This window comes from Streptomyces sp. NPDC033270 (genome assembly GCF_055576575.1).
The window spans coordinates 342,387-362,540 of sequence record NZ_JBVIRA010000004.1 but is presented as its reverse complement, the minus strand read 5'-3'; the positions used below and the strand labels follow the sequence as shown (position 1 = coordinate 362,540).

Annotated in this window: 16 protein-coding genes and 1 pseudogene; 9 read left to right on the top strand and 8 right to left on the bottom strand. The window is 68.6% G+C overall.

Annotation, left to right across the window (positions count from 1 at the left end):
• Positions 1 to 735: 735 nt before the first annotated feature.
• Positions 736 to 2,649, bottom strand: coding sequence for a chromosomal replication initiator protein DnaA (gene dnaA, locus ACZ5XZ_RS09815; protein WP_468975906.1), 1,914 nt, complete (start codon positions 2,647 to 2,649; stop codon positions 736 to 738).
• Between the two features lie 376 nt (positions 2,650 to 3,025).
• Between dnaA and rpmH the strand changes: the two genes are divergently transcribed.
• From rpmH to ACZ5XZ_RS09770, 9 genes and pseudogenes are all read left to right on the top strand, one after another.
• The gene (gene rpmH, locus ACZ5XZ_RS09810) at positions 3,026 to 3,163 is read left to right on the top strand and encodes a 50S ribosomal protein L34 (RefSeq protein ID WP_003949374.1); all 138 of its coding nucleotides are present in this window, start codon (positions 3,026 to 3,028) and stop codon (positions 3,161 to 3,163) included.
• 24 nt (positions 3,164 to 3,187) lie between these two features.
• A pseudogene (gene rnpA, locus ACZ5XZ_RS09805) lies at positions 3,188 to 3,547 on the top strand (ribonuclease P protein component); the annotation flags it as partial.
• Positions 3,548 to 3,642: 95 nt separating this feature from the next.
• Positions 3,643 to 3,960, top strand: coding sequence for a membrane protein insertion efficiency factor YidD (gene yidD, locus ACZ5XZ_RS09800; RefSeq protein ID WP_384424230.1), 318 nt, complete (start codon positions 3,643 to 3,645; stop codon positions 3,958 to 3,960).
• Between the two features lie 3 nt (positions 3,961 to 3,963).
• Positions 3,964 to 5,091: a membrane protein insertase YidC gene (gene yidC, locus ACZ5XZ_RS09795; RefSeq protein WP_468975902.1), complete on the top strand. Its 1,128-nt coding sequence runs from the start codon at positions 3,964 to 3,966 to the stop codon at positions 5,089 to 5,091.
• A 14-nt stretch (positions 5,092 to 5,105) separates the two neighbouring features.
• A complete protein-coding gene (locus tag ACZ5XZ_RS09790; protein WP_033267001.1) occupies positions 5,106 to 5,612 on the top strand; it encodes a Jag family protein in 507 nt (168 codons plus the stop codon).
• 136 nt (positions 5,613 to 5,748) lie between these two features.
• Complete coding sequence (rsmG, locus tag ACZ5XZ_RS09785) at positions 5,749 to 6,474, top strand: 16S rRNA (guanine(527)-N(7))-methyltransferase RsmG (protein WP_468975898.1); 726 nt, start codon at positions 5,749 to 5,751, stop codon at positions 6,472 to 6,474.
• Between the two features lie 307 nt (positions 6,475 to 6,781).
• A complete protein-coding gene (locus tag ACZ5XZ_RS09780; RefSeq protein WP_384484924.1) occupies positions 6,782 to 7,852 on the top strand; it encodes an AAA family ATPase in 1,071 nt (356 codons plus the stop codon).
• Positions 7,849 to 8,949, top strand: a complete 1,101-nt coding sequence (locus ACZ5XZ_RS09775) for a ParB/RepB/Spo0J family partition protein (protein WP_468975896.1) — start codon at positions 7,849 to 7,851, stop codon at positions 8,947 to 8,949. Before ACZ5XZ_RS09780 ends, ACZ5XZ_RS09775 begins: the two co-directional genes overlap by 4 nt.
• A gap of 308 nt (positions 8,950 to 9,257) precedes the next feature.
• On the top strand, positions 9,258 to 9,875 hold the full coding sequence (locus ACZ5XZ_RS09770) for a GNAT family N-acetyltransferase (protein WP_468975893.1): 618 nt from the start codon (positions 9,258 to 9,260) through the stop codon (positions 9,873 to 9,875).
• Positions 9,876 to 9,959: 84 nt separating this feature from the next.
• Here the strand turns inward: ACZ5XZ_RS09770 and trxA are convergent, their stop codons facing one another.
• The 7 genes from trxA to ACZ5XZ_RS09735 all read right to left on the bottom strand — a co-directional run bounded on the left by trxA (position 9,960) and on the right by ACZ5XZ_RS09735 (position 19,960).
• Positions 9,960 to 10,286 (bottom strand): thioredoxin, encoded by a 327-nt coding sequence (gene trxA / locus ACZ5XZ_RS09765; protein WP_384424235.1) that lies wholly within the window; start codon positions 10,284 to 10,286, stop codon positions 9,960 to 9,962.
• A 47-nt stretch (positions 10,287 to 10,333) separates the two neighbouring features.
• A complete protein-coding gene (gene trxB / locus ACZ5XZ_RS09760) occupies positions 10,334 to 11,308 on the bottom strand; it encodes a thioredoxin-disulfide reductase (RefSeq protein ID WP_468975889.1) in 975 nt (324 codons plus the stop codon).
• A 114-nt stretch (positions 11,309 to 11,422) separates the two neighbouring features.
• Positions 11,423 to 12,355 (bottom strand): anti-sigma factor family protein, encoded by a 933-nt coding sequence (locus tag ACZ5XZ_RS09755; RefSeq protein ID WP_468975887.1) that lies wholly within the window; start codon positions 12,353 to 12,355, stop codon positions 11,423 to 11,425.
• A 2-nt stretch (positions 12,356 to 12,357) separates the two neighbouring features.
• Entirely contained in the window at positions 12,358 to 13,035 is a 678-nt protein-coding gene (sigM, locus tag ACZ5XZ_RS09750) for an RNA polymerase sigma factor SigM (protein ID WP_468975884.1), read from the bottom strand.
• Between the two features lie 550 nt (positions 13,036 to 13,585).
• A complete protein-coding gene (locus ACZ5XZ_RS09745) occupies positions 13,586 to 15,301 on the bottom strand; it encodes a protein kinase family protein (protein WP_468975881.1) in 1,716 nt (571 codons plus the stop codon).
• A 107-nt stretch (positions 15,302 to 15,408) separates the two neighbouring features.
• Positions 15,409 to 17,643: a murein biosynthesis integral membrane protein MurJ gene (gene murJ, locus ACZ5XZ_RS09740; protein WP_468975878.1), complete on the bottom strand. Its 2,235-nt coding sequence runs from the start codon at positions 17,641 to 17,643 to the stop codon at positions 15,409 to 15,411.
• 46 nt (positions 17,644 to 17,689) lie between these two features.
• Positions 17,690 to 19,960, bottom strand: a complete 2,271-nt coding sequence (locus ACZ5XZ_RS09735) for a DUF6049 family protein (protein WP_468975875.1) — start codon at positions 19,958 to 19,960, stop codon at positions 17,690 to 17,692.
• Between the last annotated feature and the right edge of the window lie 194 nt (positions 19,961 to 20,154).

The following is a 20,154-nucleotide window of genomic DNA, read 5'->3' as shown; positions in this document are numbered from 1 at the left end:
CACTGCCCCTGTGGGCGGCGGCCGTGGAAAAGCCGGGGGTTCTGTGGACCGCCCGAAGTTCTGCACACCCGATGCACAGGGGAGGGGTACTTCTCCCCAGTGCCATCCCCAGCTTTACCCCCGTTCCCCACAGCCCAACCCACCACCTTGGTGTGACCGCTTTCACTCGGCGTGGTGAGGAGGGGTGTTGCGTTGCCGAACAGTGGACAGGGGTGTGGAGAAGCCGGGGATCACTGGGGACAACAGCGGCTCTCCTGTGGGCGGCCGGTGGACAAGACATCCACCGCCCTGTGGACGGATGTGCTGTCCACAGCCTGTGGAGAGCGGTTGGCCACAATTCCACACGCGGCTGACCTCCCCCGATGCTCCGTCAGAAGCCCGGCCTGTGGATCCCACAGGGATAACTTTCCTCTCCCCAGGGTGTGGACGGAAGAATCTTGCCCAATCTGTGGAGAGAGGCCGTGACCAGGCACGGAATCGAACACGGCCGGCGTGCTCCACAGGTTTGGGGACGGGTCCGGGAGGAGATCGGGAGGGCTCCGGGAGCGAGAATCGGCGGCTCCGGGCGACTGCGAAGCGGTACGGGAGCGGCACGGGAGCGCTTCGTCAGGCGCCGCTGCCCGTGCGTTCCGGGGCCGGACGCCTCGGCGCTCCCCCTCTACGCGAAGGGCGCCCCGGGAACGGGTCCCGGGGCGCCCTGGGCGCGTCTGCAGCGATGGCCGGCGGCCGGCGGCCTCAGCCGTTCTTGATGCGGTTGGTGAGTTCGGTGACCTGGTTGTAGATCGAGCGCCGCTCGGCCATCAGCGCGCGGATCTTGCGGTCGGCGTGCATGACGGTCGTGTGGTCCCGGCCGCCGAACTGCGCGCCGATCTTCGGCAGCGAGAGATCGGTGAGCTCCCGGCACAGGTACATGGCGATCTGGCGGGCGGTCACCAGCACCCGGCTGCGCGAGGAGCCGCACAGATCGTCGATGGTCAGCCCGAAGTAGTCGGCGGTGGAGGCCATGATCGCGGTCGCGGTGATCTCCGGCGCGGCATCCTCGCCCCCGGGGATCAGGTCCTTCAGCACGATCTCGGTCAGCCCCAGGTCGACGGGCTGCCGGTTGAGCGAGGCGAACGCGGTGACCCGGATCAGCGCGCCCTCCAGCTCGCGGATGTTGCGCGAGATGCGGGACGCGATGAACTCCAGCACCTCCGGCGGCGCGTTCAGCTGCTCCTGCACCGCCTTCTTGCGCAGGATCGCGATCCGGGTCTCCAGCTCGGGCGGCTGGACGTCGGTGATCAGACCCCACTCGAAGCGGTTGCGCAGCCGGTCCTCCAGGGTGACCAGCTGCTTGGGCGGCCGGTCACTGGAGAGCACGATCTGCTTGTTGGCGTTGTGCAGCGTGTTGAAGGTGTGGAAGAACTCCTCCTGCGTCGACTCCTTGCTCGCCAGGAACTGGATGTCGTCGACCAGCAGGATGTCCATGTCGCGGTAGCGCTTGCGGAACGCGTCCGCCTTGCCGTCGCGGATGGAGTTGATGAACTCGTTGGTGAACTCCTCCGAGCTCACGTACCGCACCCGGGTCCCCGGGTACAGGCTTCGCGCGTAGTGCCCGATCGCATGCAGCAGATGGGTCTTGCCGAGGCCGGACTCCCCGTAGATGAACAGGGGGTTGTACGCCTTGGCCGGGGCCTCGGCGACGGCGACCGCGGCGGCGTGCGCGAAGCGGTTCGAGGCCCCGATGACGAAGGTGTCGAAGAGGTACTTCGGGTTCAGCCGCGCGGTCGGCTCACCGGGGCCGGTAGCCGGCGCGGGCTGCGCGGCGAGCGGGCCGGGCGCACCGCTGGGTGCGGGCAGTACGGCGCCGGGACCGGAGCGGCCGTTGTGCCCGCCGGGCTGGTGCTCGGTGAGCTCGCGGCGCTGCTGTTCGTACGCGGAGCGCCCGCCGTCGGAGTGCTGCGGTGGTCCGCTGCGGTCGGGGGCCTGCGCACGGTAGTCGTTCTGGTGCTGCTGGTGCTGCTGTACGTGCGAGGGGGAGGCGTACGGGTCGCGCTCGGGGAAGCCGCCGAGGTGCTGCTGCTGCCATCCGTAGTCGTCACGCGGTCCGGGGCCGCCGGCAAGGGGGGCGGAGTGCTGCGGCCAGGAGCCGGGCTCGTGCCGGGGCTGCTGGTAGTCGGGGTAGGCGGGCCGGACGCCGGGCATGTCGTCGCCCTGGTGCCCATAGCCCTGCCGGGTGTCGTGGCGGCGCTCGTAGTCATACGCGTCGTGCTGCTGCGGTGACTGATGCGACTGCTGGTGGTGCGGGGCCTGCTGCTGCGGCGACTGGTGCTGCGCAGGCGACTGGTGCTGCTGGTGCTGCGACGGCGTGGGCGCGGCGGGAGCCGGGGGCTCCTCGGAGGAGTCGTCGACGGTGATCGCGATCCGGATCGGCCGGCCGCACTCATGGCTGAGGGCTTCCCCGATCAGCGGTGCCAGCCGGCCCTCGAGCACGCCCTTGGCGAATTCGTTGGGGACGGCGAGCAGGGCGGTGTCGGCGACCAGCGCCAGCGGCTGGGTGCGCTTGAGCCAGTCCTGGTCCTTGGGCTTGAGGCCGTCGGCTTCCGCCCGGAGGAGATGGTCGAGCACGCGGGGCCACACTGCGGCAAGATCGGCAGGTACATCAGCCACAGGGCACGCTCTCTCACAGTCCCACGAATGTGTGATTCTCAGGACGGGCGGGAAGGAATCGGGGTTCAGCCAAGGTAGTCAGGGCGGGCCTGGGGATTCAAGTTGTTGTCCACAGGCTGTGCATAGTGTGTCCTGACGGGCGGCTCCTCGTCCTGCGGAGGAGCCGGTTTGACCGGATGGCGTAGCCGCGCGTACCGTGACCAGGTCGAGTTGTCGATGGCTGCTGCCGCCTGCCTCCGATGGGCAAAGATCGCGCTCTGGTGATCGTGTAGCGGTGCACTTAGGCGTTGCGAGCTACTCGTGGGCGCACGGTGACAGCCAACGACGCCCCACATCTGTCTCAACTTGAGACAACAAGCATTCCTGGAGCCCCCGAGTGAGCAAGCGCACCTTCCAGCCGAACAACCGCCGCCGCGCGAAGACCCACGGCTTCCGTCTGCGCATGCGGACCCGCGCCGGTCGCGCGATTCTCGCGTCCCGCCGTGGCAAGGGTCGCGCCCGCCTGTCGGCCTGAGCAGCCCGAACCTAGGTCCATGACGTGCTGCCTACCGAAAATCGGCTGAGGCGGCGCGAGGACTTTGCGACCGCGGTACGCCGGGGACGCAGGGCCGGGCGCCCGCTCCTTGTCGTTCATTGTCGTAGCGGTGCAACGGACCCGCACGCAGCGGGGGAATGCCTTCCCCCGGCGCGTGCGGGTTTCGTCGTCAGCAAGGCCGTTGGCATCGCGGTCGTGCGCAACAGGGTCAAGCGCAGACTTCGCCATCTCCTGCGCGACCGGCTGGACCGGCTGCCCGCCGGTAGCCTGGTTGTCGTACGGGCCTTGCCCGGCGCGGGTGACGCGGATCACGACCAGCTGGCCCGCGACCTGGACGCCGCCCTTGAGCGGCTGCTGGGAGGGGTGCCGAAAGGCTGCAATCCCCCGGGGGCTGTGACCGACGGCGGTAGCGCCGCGGGCTCCCGGAACCCCGGCCGGGGCCCGGGAGGGAGCGCACAGTGAAGTACCCGCTGCTGCTTTTGATCAAGATCTATCAGTGGACCATCAGCCCCCTGCTGGGCCCGGTCTGCAAGTACTACCCGTCGTGCTCGCACTATGGCTATACGGCCATCGACCGGCACGGCGCGGTGAAAGGGACTGCGCTGACGGCCTGGCGCATCCTGCGCTGCAACCCGTGGTCGCTCGGTGGCGTCGACCACGTCCCTCCCCGGAAGCGTCCGGTCTGGCACCAGCGGCTGAGGAGCCGTCTGGGCGGGACTGCTGCCCATGAGCCCGCCGCCCAGCCCGAGACTCAGCCCAACGCCCAAGGAGCCTGATTCGTGGACACGATCCTGAATCCTCTCTATTACGCCGTTTCCTGGATCATCGTCCAGTTCCACTCGTTCTACAGCCTCATCTTTGACAGGAACAGTGGCGCGGCGTGGGGTCTGTCCATCGTCTCGCTGGTGGTGCTGATCCGTATCTGCCTGATCCCGCTCTTTGTGAAGCAGATCAAGTCGACGCGGAACATGCAGGCGCTCCAGCCGAAGATGAAGGCGATCCAGGAGCGCTACAAGAGCGACAAGCAGCGCCAGTCCGAAGAGATGATGAAGCTCTACAAGGAGACGGGCACCAACCCGCTCTCGAGCTGTCTCCCGATTCTGGCCCAGTCGCCCTTCTTCATCTCGCTGTACCAGGTCCTGAACCACATCGCGCAGAACAAGGTGGTCGGTGTCATCGACCAGCCGCTGCTCGAGAGTGCGCAGAAGGCCCACATCTTCGGCGCGCCGCTGGCCGCGAAGTTCATGGACAGCGCGGAGAAGATCGAGAGCCTGGGCGCCTCGGTGACCGATGTCCGCGTGGTCACGGTCATCATGATCGTCCTGATGTCGGCGTCGCAGTTCTTCACACAGCGCCAGCTGATGACCAAGAACGTCGACCTGACGGTGAAGACGCCGTTCATGCAGCAGCAGAAGATGCTGATGTACGTCTTCCCGATCATGTTCGCCGTCTTCGGTATCAACTTCCCCGTCGGTGTTCTCGTCTACTGGCTGACCACCAACGTGTGGACCATGGGCCAGCAGATGTTCGTCATCCGTCGTAACCCGACTCCGGGCAGCAAGGCCTTCGAGGAGCGCCAGGCGCGCCTGCGGGCCGCGGGCAAGCTGGTCGAGGCCCCGGCCGAGATCGCGGCGAAGCAGGCCGCCGAGGAGGCGCGGCAGAACCGCCAGCAGCCCAAGCGGCAGACGAAGGCCAAGCGGCAGACCGGTGGTGCTCCGGCCGCGGGTGGCACGCAGCGTACGCGTGCCGGGGCGGCGGGCTCTGACCAGGGCGGAGCGAAGAAGCAGTCGTTGGAGAAGAAGGACACGCAGGACGGCAAGGAGAAGGGCGGCGCCTCCGGGTCCCGCACCGCCAAGTCCGGACAGCGCAAGGGCCAGCAGCGCCCCAAGCACCCGTCGAAGAAGTAAGAAGGAGTCCTTTCGTGACGGACACGACCCCTGCCGCCGAGGGCACCGACACCCTGACCCGCCTGGAGCAGGAAGGCGAGATCGCGGCCGACTACCTCGAGGGTCTGCTGGACATCGCCGACCTCGACGGTGACATCGACATGGACGTCGAGGCCGACCGCGCCGCGGTGTCGATCATCAGCGACTCGACCAGCCGCGACCTGCAGAAGCTGGTGGGCCGTGACGGCGAGGTGCTGGAGGCGCTGCAGGAGCTGACCCGGCTGGCCGTGCACCGGGAGACCGGTGACCGCAGCCGTCTGATGCTCGACATCGCCGGCTTCCGGGCGCGCAAGCGCGAGCAGCTCACGGAGATCGGCGCGAAGGCGGCCGAGGAGGCCAAGGGCACCGGTCAGCCGGTGAAGCTCGACCCGATGACGCCGTTCGAGCGCAAGGTCGTCCACGACGCCGTGGCCGCGGCCGGGCTGCGCAGCGAGTCCGAGGGCGAGGAGCCGCAGCGCCGAGTGGTTGTCCTCCCGGCCTGACCGCTCAGCGCTTCCGTTTTTCTTTGGCCCCGTCTGCTCGCAGGCGGGGCCAAAAGTTGTCAGCGTTCTGTGTTATTCCGGGTGAGTAGGCCCGGGTTCCCGGCAGGAAAAGCAGTCCAGAGGAAGGGCGGTTCCCGTGACGGAGGAAGCAGCGGAGCTCCCTCCTGCGCCGAAGGCGGCACAGGAGGTATTCGGCGAGCGCTTTCCGGAGGCCGTGCGGTACGGCGAACTGCTCGCCGACGCGGGTGTGAAGCGAGGGCTGATCGGCCCGCGTGAGGTGCCGCGGCTGTGGGAGCGGCACCTGCTGAACTGCGCGGTGCTCTCCGAGGTGGTGCCCGAGGGCGTCTCGGTGTGCGATGTGGGTTCGGGGGCCGGGCTGCCCGGTATCCCGCTGGCGCTGGTACGCCCGGATCTGAAGATCACGCTCCTGGAGCCGCTGCTGCGGCGGACGAACTTCCTCCAGGAAGTTGTCGAGCTGCTCGGCCTCGACCATGTCACGGTCGTGCGGGGGCGAGCCGAAGAGGTCATGGGCAAGCTTCCCCAGGTGCATGTGGTGACCGCACGCGCCGTCGCGCCGCTCGACCGGCTCGCCGGCTGGGGCGTTCCGCTGCTGCGTCCTTACGGCGAGATGCTGGCGCTCAAGGGCGATGCCGCGGAGGAGGAGCTCAAGGGCGCCCGGGCGGCGCTGAGCAAGCTCGGTGTGGTGGAGACCTCGGTGGTGCAGGTGGGCGAGGGCGTGGTGGATCCGCCGACCACCGTGGTGCGGGTCGAGGTGGGCGAGAGCCCCGGCGGTGTGCGCTTCGCGGCCAAGCGGGCGAAGGCGGCCCGCGTCAGCCGGGTGTCGAGGGGGCGCCGGCGCTGACGTTCCTGTGCCGGTGCGGATCAGCCCGGCAGTGAGGCGAGGGATGTCCCGTTCCGCGAAATAGGGGAACGGGCTAATTCCGTAAACGCTATCAAAACCACCCAAGACGGAGTGTCGCGGCTTATTCGGGCGCGACGCTGGCATCGTGTTTCACGTGAAACGTCGTTCTCTGCTGCAAGGGATCATCGGTCGCGGTCGTGCGGCCGCCGCGCCGCGCGACCGTAAGCCCACAAGGGTCACGGAAGTATCCACAGATGTGGATTCGTCCACAGGAGAACGGACCTCACTGGTTCACGACACCGAAAGCATGGCAGGCTCTGAACATTGCGAGCCTGATGTCGAGGAGAGTGAATCCTTGCGGTCCGACGCCAACATCGCGGGACCGATGACCGATCCGGTCCCCGGTCCCCGTAGCGAGTCGTTCGGGGACGACGTTTCACGTGAAACGCCGCCCCCGATGGACGACACCCCGATCGGTCGTGCAGCTCAGCTGGCGGTGGAGGCACTTGGCCGCGCGGGTGAGGGGCTACCCCGGCCTGAACAGACTCGGGTCATGGTGGTTGCCAACCAGAAGGGCGGGGTGGGCAAGACCACCACCACCGTGAACCTGGCGGCCTCGCTTGCTCTGCATGGGGCACGGGTTCTGGTGATCGACCTCGACCCTCAGGGCAACGCATCGACGGCGCTGGGTATCGACCACCACTCCGAAGTGCCGTCGATCTATGACGTGCTGGTGGAGAGCAAGCCGCTCTCCGATGTGGTGCAGCCGGTCGTGGATGTGGAGGGGCTCTTCTGTGCTCCCGCCACGATCGATCTGGCCGGTGCCGAGATCGAGCTGGTCTCCCTGGTGGCACGGGAGAGCCGGCTGGACCGTGCCATCAAGGCGTACGAACAGCCGCTGGACTACATCTTCATCGACTGCCCGCCCTCGCTCGGTCTGCTGACCGTCAACGCTCTGGTCGCCGGAGCCGAGGTACTGATCCCGATTCAGTGTGAGTACTACGCGCTGGAGGGTCTGGGTCAGCTGCTGCGGAACGTCGATCTGGTGCGAGGGCATCTCAACCCCCAGCTCCATGTCTCGACGATCCTGCTCACGATGTACGACGGGCGTACCCGTCTGGCCTCGCAGGTCGCCGACGAGGTGCGTAACCACTTCGGTCACGAGGTGCTCCGTACGAGCATTCCCCGCTCGGTGCGCATCTCCGAGGCCCCCAGTTACGGGCAGACAGTGCTCACCTATGACCCGGGATCCAGCGGCTCGCTCTCCTACCTCGAAGCGGCCCGGGAGATCGCGTTGCGTGGGGTCCCCCAGACCGGGGGCCAGGGCCTCAGCGTCAACTACGAAGCACAGCACAGCATCTCGGAGGGGAATCAGTGAGCGAACGACGTAGAGGCCTGGGCCGTGGGCTCGGTGCGCTGATCCCCGCCGCACCGCAGAGCACGGACCATGTCGGGCCTGCGGTGGGACAGGGGGCGACGTCACCGACGTCCGTACCGGTGCTGGCCCCGGAGCGAGGAGTGGCGGCCGCCAAGGTGACGTCGCTGCCGGCGCACGGTGTTTCACGTGAAACGGGAGCGGCGGCCGGGACCGAGGCATCGGCAGAGGGCCTGTCGGAGGTCGTCGGCGCGCACTTCGCCGAGGTGCCGCTGGACGCGATCAAGCCCAATCCGCGCCAGCCGCGAACGGTCTTCGACGAAGATGCGCTTGCCGAGCTGATCACCTCCATCAAGGAGGTGGGTCTGCTCCAGCCGGTGGTGGTGCGTCAGACGGCGCCCGACAAGTACGAGCTCATCATGGGCGAGCGCCGCTGGCGGGCGTCCCGTGAGGCCGGACTGGAGAAGATTCCCGCCATCGTCCGGGACACCGACGATGAGAAGCTGCTCCTCGACGCGCTCCTGGAGAACCTGCACCGGGCACAGCTCAACCCGCTGGAAGAGGCTGCGGCCTACGACCAGTTGCTGAAGGACTTCAAGTGCACGCATGACGAGCTGGCCGACCGGATCGGGCGCTCGCGTCCGCAGGTCTCCAACACGCTGCGTCTGCTGAACCTCTCGCCGTCCGTGCAGAACCGGCTCGCCGCGGGCGTGCTCTCCGCGGGCCACGCCCGTGCCCTGCTCTCCGTGGAGGAACCGGAGGAGCAGGAGCACCTGGCCCACCGCATCGTGGCGGAAGGGCTGTCGGTGCGCACGGTCGAGGAGATCGTGAAGCTGATGGGCTCGGCTCCCAAGAGCGCGAGTAAGGCGAAGGGGCCGCGTGCCGGTACCCGGGTGTCCCCCGCGCTGACCGGCCTTGCCTCCCGTTTGTCCGACCGTTTCGAGACCCGGGTGAAGGTCGACCTGGGGCAGAAGAAGGGCAAGATCGTTGTCGAGTTCGCCTCGATAGAAGATCTTGAGCGCATCCTCGGCACTCTCGCCCCCGGTGAGGGACCTGTCCTGGGCCAGACGCTGGCCGAGGAGAAGGACGAGGAAGAGTGAGCTGACACCGTCGGCAGCTGGGCGGGCCGTGTTCCGGAATCCATACCGGAACACGGCCCGCCCTTTGCTCTCGCGCGCTACCGGTGCCCGTAAAGGGTGGATACGATGCGTTCGGGTATGGCACGGATCCACGTGGAGACACCTCACAGCGAGGAGAGCGCCATGCGATCGGTGAGCCGCACCGGACTGTTGGCGGCGGGGTTCGGCCTCGCAGCCGTCGTAGGCTTCGTTGGTGGTCTGCTCAGGGAGCAGGCGGCGCTGACGGCGCTTTGTGGTGCGGCAGGTGAGAGAAGTGAGGACCTGGCTTCATGGGCCGTCGGCTCGTACCGCTCACGCTGGACAACCTTCCGGATCTCCCCAAGCGCTGCCGCTCCTGTGTCTTCTGGGAGCTCGACCCCGTCAGCGGCGAGGCTGCGGTAAAGGCGGGGCGTCCCGAGCTGGAGAAGGAAGCCTGGATCTCGGCGGTACTGCTGGAGTGGGGATCCTGCGGGCGGGTCGTCTATGTCGATGAGGTGCCGGTCGGCTTCGTGATGTATGCCCCGCCGGCCTATGTGCCGCGCTCCATGGCCTTTCCCACCAGTCCGGTGTCGCCGGATGCGGTGCAGCTGCTGACGGCGTGGCTGACCCCCGGATTCCAGGGGCAGGGGCTGGGGCGAGTGATGGTCCAGACGGTTGCCAAGGACCTGATCCAGCGTGGGTTCAAGGCCATCGAGGCGTTCGGCGACGCTCGCTGGACCGAGCCGGCATGTGTACTGCCCGCAGATCATCTTCTCGCGGTGGGCTTCAAGACCGTACGGCCCCACCCCCGCTTTCCGCGGCTGCGCCTTGAGCTGCGGACCACGATCTCGTGGAAGGAAGATGTGGAGCTGGCGCTCGACCGTCTGCTGGGAGCCGTCCAGAAGGAACCCGCCCTGCGACCGCTGTAAGGCAGTCTGTTTCACGTGAAACGGAGAACGGGCCCGCCCCCTCGATGAGGGCGGGCCCGTTTCACGTGAAACCAACGGCGTGTCTCAGGCGAGGAAGTCCGCCAGGTCGCGCTCGATGGCGGCCTTCGGCTTGGCGCCGACGATGGTCTTCACGACCTCGCCGCCCTTGTAGACGTTCATCGTCGGAATCGACATGACGCCGTACTTGGCGGTGGTCGCCGGGTTCTCGTCGGTGTTCAGCTTGGCGATGACGATCTCGTCGTGCTCGGCGGCAATGGCCTCCAGGGACGGGGCGATCTGGCGGCACGGGCCGCACCAGGTGGCCCAGAAGTCCACGAGGACGGGCTTGTCGCTGTTGAGGACGACCTCTTCGAAGTTGGCGTCCGTGACGGTCACCGTGGCGCCGGCCATGGCAATCTCCTTACTGAGTGGGTGGTGGGAAAGCTGGGTGCGCGGGGTCAGGCGGAGGCGGTCTTCTCCGGCTCGGCGGTCGCCTCGCCGTCCGACAGCGCGGCGAGGAAGCGCTCGGCGTCGAGGGCGGCGGAGCAGCCCGTGCCGGCAGCGGTGATCGCCTGACGGTAGGTGTGGTCCACGACATCGCCCGCGGCGAAGACACCCTGCAGGTTGGTGCGGGTGCTGGGGGCGTCGACCTTGAGGTATCCCTCGTCGTCGAGAGTCAGCTGGCCCTTGAACAGCTCGGTCCGCGGGTCATGGCCGATCGCGATGAACAGACCCGTGACGGGGAGCTCGGAGGTCTCACCGGTCTGGACGTTGCGCAGCGTCAGACCCGAGAGCTTGTTCTCGCCGTGGATCTCGGCGACCTCGCTGTCCCACACGAACTTGATCTTCGGGTCGGCGAAGGCACGATCCTGCATCGCCTTGCTGGCGCGCAGGACGTCACGGCGGTGGACGACCGTGACCGACTTGGCGAAGCGGGAGAGGAAGGTGGCCTCTTCCATCGCGGTGTCGCCGCCGCCGATGACGGCGATGTCCTGGTCCTTGAAGAAGAACCCGTCACACGTGGCGCACCAGGAGACACCGCGGCCGGACAGCTCGTCCTCGCGGGGCAGGCCGAGCTTGCGGTGCTGGGAGCCGGTGCTGACGATGACCGTCTTGGCCCGGTGCACGTTTCCTGTGGTGTCGGTGACCGTCTTGATCTCTTCGGAGAGATCGACCGCGACGATGTCGTCCGGCACGAGTTCGGCGCCGAAGCGCTCGGCCTGGGCGCGCATGTTGTCCATGAGGTCCGGCCCCATGATGCCGTCACGGAAACCGGGGAAGTTCTCCACGTCGGTGGTGTTCATCAGCGCGCCTCCGGCGGTGACGGCACCTTCGAAGACGAGCGGCTTCAGGGACGCGCGGGCGGTGTAGAGCGCTGCGGTGTAGCCCGCGGGCCCGGAGCCGATGATGATCACGTTGCGGACGTCGCTCACGGGTGTCTTCCTTGTCTCTGCCGACTGCTTGCTGGGGCTCGGGGAACTCTCACCCCACCCAACGGATCCTACGGGGCGAGCATTCCCGGAGTGGCACAGCGCACTTCTCGTCGTTCAGTCTCGCTGGTACGAGTGCGACAGCAGGACCTTTCCGGGAGCCGGCGGCGTGGCGGAGACGCACGAGGAGGCGACGACATACGCCGAGACCCGCCGTGCATCGGTCGGATCCGGCAGAACGACGAGGAAGGCGTCCTTGCCCTGGTAGCGGGTGTGGCTGGACGCGAGCGGTGCTTCGGGGCGCCCGATGCCATGGCGGACACAGGACGGAACCGTGTCGGCACTGCCCCGCAGCGGGGTCTCGGGGAGGCCCTGAGCGCCGACGTCAGGGGACTTGTGCGAGCCCTTGGACGCCAGCAGATCGCGGACATGCGATTCAAGGCTGGCGGCTGTGAGGCCGGCCGCACCGTTCATGCTCTTCTCAGTGGTCGCGGCGGGGCGGTCGTGGTGGTGACCCTGGGTGCTGTCCATGGCGGCGTTCTGCAGCAGAAGGCCACCGAAGCTGAAGATCGCGGCAGCCGCTGCGGTGCCGAGCAGAATCCGCGGCCAGCGGCGTGAACGGGACGAGCGACCGCCTGCTGTCGGGCGGCCCGGGCCGGAGGCGCTCCGAGGCCGCCCGGCGGGCCGGGTGGACGGCGTTCCGCGACGGGGGGCCTCGGCGTCGGTTTCACGTGAAACAGCGGTCGGCGCGGTGGCTGTTTCACGTGAAACATGCCCCTTGGCGCCAGGAGCGGTGGCGTCCAGCAGCGCCTCGGCGGCGAGGGCGGCATCGATGCGTCCGGCGACATCGGCCGGCATCCGCGCCGGACCGGGGAGCGTGCCGAGCAGCCCCCGGATCTCCTCCAAGGACTCATAGACGTCCTCGCACAGCGCGCAGGCGGCGAGGTGGTCGCGCAGATCTGCGGTGCGCGAGGGGGGGAGCAGCCCGTCCGTGAGGTCGGAGATCTCAGAGACCTCCGGGTGCTCACCCGTGCCGGTCGTCGACGTCACGCTCACCCACCTCCGCCCTTCACGGCACCTGTGTCCTTCGGCCCTGCCGTCGGTGGGACGGATGTCCCCTGCGCCCGGTTCCTTCCCCGGCTCGCGGGTTCGCTACCCCCGCCGTCAGCGCGCAGATGGGTGACCAAGGGCAGGAGCCGAGCGCGGCCTCGTGCGCAGCGGCTCTTCACCGTCCCGGTCGGGATATCGAGGACGGCGGCAGCCTCCGCGACGGGATAGCCCTGCATGTCGACGAGGACGAGAGCGGCACGCTGCTCCTCCGGGAGTGTGCGCAGCGCACTCAGCAGCTCCCGGTGCAGATCCTGGCGCTCGGCGGGGGCGGCGGCGGATTCCTCGGGCTCGAGCAGCTGCTCCAGCCGCTCGGTCTCGGCGACGGGCGAGGTGCGGCGGGAAGCGGCCTTACGGGCCCGGTCCAGACAGGCGTTGACCGTGATGCGGTGCAACCAGGTCGTCACGGCGGACTGACCGCGGAAGGTGTGGGCCGCACGATAGGCGGAGACCAGGGCGTCCTGCACGGCGTCGGCGGCTTCCTCGCGGTCACCCAGGGTGCGCAGTGCCACTGCCCAGAGCCGGTCGCGGTGCCGCCGGACGATCTCCCCGAAGGCGTCGGGGTCGCCGGCGACATGGCGAGCAAGGAGGTCCTGATCACCAGATTCGTCCAGCGCACTCATCCAAACCCCCCTTGCCCAGCGGCTGAACCCTCGGAACCTTGACCTTGTCACATGGCAGCAACCTCGTACACGGCATGGTAGGCAGCCGTCGGGAGAAGTGCCAGGTATTCGTAGGCGTGCGATCTCGTCCCTGGGATTTCTGAAGGCCGTACAGGTGCTTTTCCTTCTCGGCATGGCAGCTGTACAGGTGTCGCCTTCCAGTCATCCTTGCGGTTGTTCGTTGCGCACGGTGATCCGAGGCCATTTGGCATGGCCTGCTTCGCACGGTGATGTTGGCTGAGTTTCGCGCCAAAACGGCTCGCGTGGAATGCTTCTGGAATTCCCCGCGCGGCAGCAGTCCGCGTAGCGGCCGACGGATTCCTGGCCGGACGGCACACGCCGCGGCACCTGGAGGTTCGGGGGGCAACTGCGGCAAGTACTTCGTCGTCGCCCAGGCCACCCAGGGACGCGGCTGAGCATCACACGGCACGAGGGCCTGCCGACAACTCGGCAGGCCCTCGTGCCGTAGGCGAAGGGACCGGCGGATGCGAGAAATGCGCTGCCCGCGGTTTCAGCCGGTAATTTTGATTTCCGAAAGGCCTCCACGGAACCAATCCGATTCCCCATCGCTGGGAAGTTCCGTGACGCGGATCAGTACATAGCGGGTTCGCACCGGCTGGTCGAGTTTCACATCCAGCCGGTCACCGGCCTTCTCCGGTTTGGAGAGGAGCCGTGAGAAATCGTCGAGCTTCGTCGGGGCGGCTGCGGAAGGCGCCGCTGCGCGGACTTCCACGGTCTGGCCCGGTCGATACATGCTGACCTGTATCCCGGAGATGTGCTTCGCGCGTCCGAGGTCGACGATGATGCCGCTGCCGTTTGCGCGCGACGGCAGGTTTCCGAAGTTTGCCCAGCCCTTGAACCGCCCCGTCACCCAGGCGGTACTCGGGTCGCCGTCCGTGGCATTGGGCGCCTGCCCTGCCGAGAAGGGTTCGGCCAGGGGCGAGAACTCTGTGGTGCCCGCGATCGAGAGAGGCTTGCCGCTCGGCTTCTTCGCCTGGCCGCCGCCCGTCTGCGAGTTCCCCGGGTCGTCCTCGTCGTTCTCCCGCTTCAGCAGCGTGTCCGCGAGCTGCCAGCTGCCCAGCCCCAGCGCAGCGATCAGCAGCGCGGAGACGGACCACTTCAGCGCCCGGCCGGTGCGGCTCTGCAGCGGCGCCGGAGGCGTGGCAACGGGCTGCGTCTGCCGGGCGGCCTGGCCGTTGTGCGCCGACGACTGCCGGTAGTTGCCCTGCTGGTACCCCGTGCGCTGATACGGCGGCGGCGTGGTGAACGCCGTCTCCGGAGGCCGGATACGCGGCATGGCCGCAACGGCCTTGGCCAGTTCCTCCGGGGTGGTGCAGGGCTGCTCCTGGCGGGAAGCCGTGGCGCCGTCGTTGATCAGGGCACGCATGGCCAGCTCGGAGAGCCCGCGGTGGACGCCGGCGCGCACCTGGTCGGGAGCGATCAGCCCGACGCCCTTGGGCAGGCCGGTCAGGCCGTGGGCGTCGTTCTCGTACGGCCAGCGCTGGGTCAGCGCGGCGTACAACAGCGCGCCGATCGCCTCGGTGTCCGTGCGCTGCGGGTGCTCGCAGGTGATGCCGCGCAGCGCCGCCATGACGGCAAGACCACGGATGCGGTACTGCCCGGATTCCGTGCGCAGCACCGAACCTGGGGTGATCCGCAGGTGGGAGAGGCCTTCGCGGTGTGCGGCGGCCATGGCCTGGGAGACCTGGCTGACGAGCTGGTAGGCGTCGTGCGGCTCGAGCGGTCCATTGGCGAGCACGGTGGTGAGTTCCGTGGCGTCCGGCAGCCACTCGTGGACGACGTAGACGAGGTCGTTCTCCTCGACCGCGTCCAGGACCTGGACGAACCGGGGGTCGCCGAGCAGAGCCGAGGAGCGGGCGGCGGAGAGCACCGGCCGGGCCCGCGGATGGTCGGCGGGCAGGATGTGCACGCCGACGGCCCGGCGCAGCTTCTCGTCCATTGCACGCCAGCTGCTGAATCCGTCCAGACGGGTGACGCACTCCTCGAGTCGGTAACGTCTGGCGAGCTTGTGGCCGCTGTGCAGTTCCGGTGGCTGGGCCTCGGTCGCCTGGGCACGCTGCTCATCGGTGCGTGCGGCGTCCTGTTCCCCGCCGGATACCTTTTCGGCCTTAGCACCGTCGTCCGTGGCCTTACCCGCCTTGGCGGTCAGCGGTTCCTCACCGCTCGTGTCGGCCACGTCGACGGCAGCCGTGCTCCGTTCCGCCACCGTCGTTCCTGCCTCCCCATCCGTTGCAGGCTCAATGAGCCAAGACAATTGTGCCCACAGTCCGCCACTATGCACGACACACGGTGGCAGTCGATGGTTGTGCTCAATCAACGCCCAAGCTTTGACCGGACCATGCCGACCAGGGCGTTCATTTCCTCGATGCGCATTTTGCGTGCGGCGATGTAGAACACACCCAGAAGTGCGGCGATGCCGGCGACCAGCGCGGCCAGCGAGCCGAGGAACCCGCTGCCGAGTGTCTGCATGATTGCGTACACCACGGCTCCGGAGACGATCGTGGCCGGGATGCTGGCGCCGGCCAGCCGCGCGTAGGTCCGCACGACATGAGCGGTGTCGAGATCGCCGTCCATCCGCTTGCCCAGCCGCCGCCAGGCCACACCGACGCCGATGATGTACGCCAGTCCGTAGGAGGCCGCCATGCCGACCACGGCCCAGCGGGCGGGCAGGATCAGGAAGCAGAGCCCGGAGGCCGCGGCGTTGACCGCGGCGACGATCACCGTGTTGTAGAAGGGGGTGCGGGTGTCCTCGAACGCGTAGAAGGCGCGCAGGACGACGTACTGCACCGAGAACGGGATCAGGCCCACACCGAAGGCCATCAGCATGTAGCCCATCGGGACGCCGGCGCCGGACGAGCCGTAGACCAGCGTGCACAGCGGGATGCCCAGGGAGAGGAACCCGAACGAGATCGGGACGATGGCGACCGCGGAGGTGCGCAGGCCCTGCGACATGTCGTCCCGGACGGCTCCGGTGTCACCGTCGTGGGCGGACCGTGCCAGCCGCGGCAGCAGCGCCGCCATGACGGAGACGGTGATGATCGCCTGCGGCATGTTCCAGATCAGCTGCGCGCTGGCGTACGAGATGAAGCCGGTGCCGGGGTGGCCCTGCCGGTCGGCGGTGTTGCCGGCCCAGGTGGACAGCTGGGTGACGACGAGGACGCCCGCCTGGTTGGCGAGCACGAACAGCACCGTCCACTTGGCGAGCTTGGCGGCCTTGCCCAGGCCGTGGCCGCGCCAGTCGAAGCGGAGCCGGAGCCGGAAATCGGCGTCGCGCAGGTAGGGGATCATCGCCAGTGCCTGGACGACGAGCCCGAGGAGGGTGCCGATGCCCAGGAGCCGGATGCCCTCGTCGGGGATGGTGGTGACGCCGATGTGCGAGGTCTTCGCCGTGCCGTAGACCCAGATGAACAGGCCGAAGGTGGCGATCATGACGATGTTGTTGAGGACCGGGGTCCACATCATCGCGCCGAAGCGGCCGCGGGCGTTGAGGATCTGCCCCATCACCACATGCAGACCCATGAAGAAGATCGTGGGTACGCAGTAGCGGGTGAACGCGACGGCGACCTCGTTGGCCGCGGGGTCGCGTGAGATGTCGAAGGAGACCAGCTTCACCAGCAGCGGCGCGGCGAACACCGACAGCACCGTCAGCACGCCGAGGACCACGACGACCAGGGTCAGCAGCCGGTTGGCATAGGCCTCGCCGCCGTCGTCGTCCTCCTTCATCGCACGCACCAGCTGCGGGACGAAGACGGAGTTCAGACCGCCGCCGATGGTCAGGATGAAGATCATCGTCGGGAGCTGGTAGGCGACCTGCCAGGAGTCGCCGAGCACCGCGCCGCCGAGCGCCGCGACGATCAGTGCCGAGCGGATGAAGCCCGTGAGACGGGACACCATCGTGCCGGCGGCCATCACCGCACTGGACTTGAGCAGGCCGGAGGCGCGGCCGCCGGAGGGCTTACCGGAGGACTTGCCGGCCGCCGCCACGGGGGAGGGCGCCGGCGCCGGAGCGGTCTGCTGCGGTACGGCCTCCGGAGCGGGCGCCGCGGCGGCAGCGGAGGGCGCGGTCGGCGGGCCGGCGGGTGCCGGGCGCTGCGGCTCGTAGGGCTGCTGCTGGTCACGGAAGAGATGCGCGAAGGCGTCGGGCTCCGGACGGTCGCCGGCGGCCTGGGCGCCTCGATCGTCGACGCCCATGAACTGCATCGTCGCGGCATCGTCGCTGTACTGCAGATCGTGGCCGGGGCCCTGCGGCTCGGAGGGCGCAGGCGCGGGCCACGGCTGTGCCTCGGGCGTATGGCGGCCCGCGGCCGGCTGCTGGTAGAGCGGGTGCGCGGGCTGCGCCGGAGGCGCAGGGGGGTACGCCGGGCGGTCGTAGCGCGCCTCGCTCACCGGCTCCTGGACCATCGGGTCCGGTGCGCGGTGCGGGCTGTCGCGGTAGGCGTCCTGCACAAAGGGATCATGGTCCGCTGAGGGCGGGGGCGTCGGAGGGACCGGCCCCATGGGGTCGCCATTGGCGCCCCGGCCCCGGTCACCGTCGTACGGCGCATTCATCGCTGCCCCACCTCATCCGTCGCCGGCCATCCGGCCCCGCCATATATCAACGGTCCACTTTCTCACCTGAGCCGGACGGGCCGGAGCTTTCCGAACCGGTGTCCGGCTTGGGGTCACTCGGCTGCTCGGGGGCGTCGCCGTCCGTGCCGCCGCTGTCGCCGTCCGTGCCTTCCTCGCCGTCGGGCCCGTCGCCGTCGGAGCCGTCGCCGTCCGACCCGTCCTCGGCGCGCCGGGCCGCGGCCCGCTTGCGCTGGAGGTAGATCCGCACTCCGGCGAGGACGAGCAGCAGCACACCGCCGGCGATGACGAGCATCACAGTGGCGGTGATCTCCGTGACGTTCACCTGGAACGTCATGGGGCCACCGTAGGGCTTTCCGTCCGACGTGTAGAGCTGGGCGGTCACCCACGCGCGGCCGTTGGCATTGGCCGTGGTGTTGAACTTGAACGACTGGCTGTGCCCGCCGTCGACCGTGATCTGCTGCGGCTTGCCCGCGTCCAGGCGGTTGGGCTGGGAGGAGGTCAGCTTCAGCGTCATGTCCTTGACGCCCTGGACCAGGTTGTTCTGGACGGTCACCGGAATCGTGGCGCTGCGCCCGGAGAGCGTGGCGTCCGACTTCTGGATCAGGTGGACCTTCTTGGTCAGGCCGTCGAGGTAGCTGCGCACCGAGTGACGGAACGCCGAGGCGCCGGAGGCATCGGACCGCCACTCCGTCGACATCTCGCGCATTATGGCGTTGCCGAACGGCGTCACCACCCGCTCCGGCTGCGCCAGGATCACCCGGAAGTCGTCCAGCGCGACCTGGGTGCCCTGGATCTGGCGGAAGGCCTCGGTGGGCAGCTCGTGCCGGCGCAGCGAGGACGGGTAGGCGGCGCCGCCGGGCACACGGCGGCTGGCCGCGGGGTCGGGCTTGGCCTTGGCGGCGGCGCCGAGGTGCAGCGGCGTGGTCCAGCGCCCGGACTCGTTCAGCTGACGCAGGGCGGTGGCCATGGCCTGGGCCTGGCTGACCGACGGCATCCGCTGCGGTGCGACGACGATGCTGCGCTGCCGGTCCGGTTCCTGGAGGCTGATCATCTGGGTCTGGGCGATGAACTCCTGGACCGCGCGGGTGGCGTTCCCGGCCTTCGCCATATCGCCCTCGAAAGCCTGTGAGAGCCGTGCGTCCGCGACGATGGCGGTGTTGCCGCCGCCGATGGGACGGGCCGCCGTCGGGGTGTAGGACAGCCCGCCGTTCTCCCGCAGGCTGTCGCTACGCGTGATCACGTTGTGCGCACCGGCCGAGGTGGCGACATCGACGATGGAGGAGTCGATCGCGCCGTCCACGGGCCAGGCGAAGTCCGTACGCGGCTTGACGCCGAGGATCGTGTCCACGGTCTTCTCGGCGAGGTCGGTGGCCGGGCCGAGGTGGCCGAGCGCGCTGGGCACGCCCTTGCCGTGGTGCGCGAGCGAGGCGAGGTCGGGGTCGGCGAAGGGCAGCGCCACCACCTCGTGCGAGGTGATCGCTTCCTCGAGTTCGTGCAGCCACTGCTTGGCGACCGCCTGGTTCTTGCCCATCGGGCCGTCCGGGCCGCCCACCCGGTAGGGCTTGGTCATCGCGTCGACGGTCGCGAGCAGGTCGGGATCGATGACGAAGGTCACCGGCAGGTTCTTGCCGAGCGCGACCATCTGCTGCAGCCGGCCGCCGGGGGCCAGCTCGGCGGCGAGGTCGTCGTTGCGGAAGACCGGCGTCTGCTGGGCGTCGGCGACGGTCTCGGCGGTGAGGCGGGTGGAGGAGATCAGCGGCCACAGGTAGGTGAGCTGGGTCTTCTTCTCGGCGTTGGCGGCCTGCCAGGGCAGGAACGTCCGGTCGATCCCCAGGACCTGCTCGTAGGACCCGGCCTGCGAGCGCCCGGACAGTGAGACACCGAGTTGGTACACACCGTCATCGTCGAGATCGAGGCCCTTGACCGGGACGCTGAGGGTGAAGGGGCGGCTGACGCCGGGCTCCAGCTTGTCGATCTTCTGCTGGTGGTCCTTGACCTCCTCGCCGTCCACTCCCGGCAGATAGCCGTTGCGACGCGTCGCGGCCTCGATGGCACTGCGGCTGCTGAGCGGGTCGCCGCGGTGCATTCCGACGTGGGCGTCGGTGATCGTGCTGCGGCCGTCGTTGGTCAGCGTGCCGGAGACGGTGACCGTGTCGCTCTTGGCGGGAGCGGAGGGGGACAGCGAGTCGATGGTGACGTCGACCGTGCGGGAGCCCGTCGGAGCCGCCTGCGCGGAGGGCGTGTGCGGGACCTGGAGCAGTCCTACGAGCAGGGGGACTCCAGTGAGCAGCGTCACGGTCCTTCGCAGCCATCGACCACGCGGCCGTTCAGTCACCTGGAACCCTGCCGCCTCGGCCACGCGCTCGTCCGTCCCTCGTCGTCGTCAGTGGTCGTCGGAATGTGCGTCCACGAATGGTAACGAGGCCTGCCGCACCCGAGTGCCGGGGAGTGCTCCACATGATCGCGGTGCCGACCACCGCATGACCGGCC